3 protein-coding genes and 1 pseudogene are annotated in these 1,441 nt (G+C 62.4%); 1 reads left to right on the plus strand and 3 read right to left on the minus strand.

The genetic code is table 11. The annotated features are described in order from the left end of the window. A pseudogene (locus E1297_RS48970) lies at window positions 1-291 on the plus strand (hypothetical protein); the annotation flags it as partial. Between the two features lie 65 nt (window positions 292-356). Here E1297_RS48970 and E1297_RS01835 read toward each other — a convergent pair. From E1297_RS01835 to E1297_RS01845, 3 genes are all read right to left on the minus strand, one after another. Continuing rightward, complete coding sequence (locus E1297_RS01835; protein WP_155133155.1) at window positions 357-887, minus strand: DUF3489 domain-containing protein; 531 nt, start codon at window positions 885-887, stop codon at window positions 357-359. 90 nt (window positions 888-977) lie between these two features. Then, window positions 978-1,166, minus strand: a complete 189-nt coding sequence (locus E1297_RS01840) for a hypothetical protein (protein WP_155133158.1) — start codon at window positions 1,164-1,166, stop codon at window positions 978-980. 5 nt (window positions 1,167-1,171) lie between these two features. After that, window positions 1,172-1,441, minus strand: a 270-nt coding sequence (locus E1297_RS01845; protein WP_155133161.1) for a hypothetical protein, incomplete at its 5' end; no start/stop codon positions are given.

Consider the following 1,441-nt stretch of genomic DNA (forward strand, 5'->3'; position numbering starts at 1 on the left):
GCGCAGGAAACCGAGTTGCAATATTCCCTGCCCGATATCTGGGCGGTCCGTCTGTTCGTTGCCCTTTGCAGAAAACACGGGATCCGGCCCTACCGCTACCCCCGCCAACGGCGCACGACCGTCGTGGTCAATGTCAGGAAAGCCGAATTCGAAAAGACCGTCCTGCCGGAATTCACCGTGCTGCACAGGGAACTTGTCAGCTATTTCGAAGAGACTGCACAACACCTGATCTCGGACATCATGAAGAGTGATGGCGACGACGAACGCATGGAACCCCTCAAACTGTCCTGAACCAACAACCGCCGAAGCTATCTCTTCTCCGGCGGATCGGCCCAAAATGCTGGTGGCAACCGGGGTCAGACCAAACGGTAGACCCTGCCCCTGCCGCCCTCCTTTTCTGAAGTCACTTCGAGACCCAGCTTCTTCTTCAACGTACCCGCAATCGCCCCTCTGATTGTGTGTTGTTTCCATCCGGTCTGAACCGCAATCTCGGCAAGCGTCGCCCCTCCCTCGGCGCGGAGCATTTCGATCAGTTTGGCCTGTTTTGTACCCGCTCGTGGTGCGCGAGCCTTGGACGTCTCGCTTGATATCTCGTTGTCATCTGCCGCAGCAGGGCTTGCGCCGTCAGGCTCAATGCCGATGGCGGCAAGGCCTGCGTTGGTGGCGACCAGCGTGACGCCGTGGCCATCGCCGGTCTCGCGCCAGACATGCTCGCCTTTGCGCATGCCGGCGTCGACCTCTTCGAGTAACCCTTTGGCAAGCAAAGCGCCGACCACCTTGGAGGCGGCCCCGCCGCGCAGGCTGTCGGGCAGCGGCATGGCGATATGGCCATCACGTTGAGACGCGGCGCTGAGAATGATGGCTTGGGTGTCGGTGAGTTTGGTCATGTTTGCCTCCGGGTTTGAGCCGCGCGGGGTGCGTGGCTTCTACCGGGGCGAGCCCGCCGCATGGGCGGGCCGGTACCGGCGCGCGATGGCTCAGTCGTCGCGCGCGATCAGGGCGAGGAGGACGGCCGCCATGCCGCCGAGATATTCGCTGCGGCGAAACACGATCTCGTCGATCTCGCTGGCGGTGTTGATCGCTGGGTCGACTTGAAGGTCGCTGCCCATGTGCGGCATCAGGCGAGTGGCCTCGCGGTTGTAGCGCTCTGCAAGGGTGCTGGTCATCGGGCTCACTCCGCGTATTCGCCTTCGCCAAAGGCGCTGTCGGTGATGCGCTTCAGAAGGCTGGCGTAATGCTCAAGGGTGCCGACATGGCCCCAGTTGAGCTCGTCGGGGTGGGCGTTGAAATGATCATCGCTGAGCCTCTGCAGCCGGGCGAGCATCTCGTCGATCTCGGCCTTCTTGCCGATGAAGGCGTTCACAGCCGCCTCCTTGTTGCGACGCGCTTTCTCGGCGCGAAGCTGGTGGCGGGGCGTTGTCTGCGGGTTAAGGCGGGTCAT

The sequence above is a fragment of the Roseibium sp. RKSG952 genome (genome assembly GCF_009711355.1).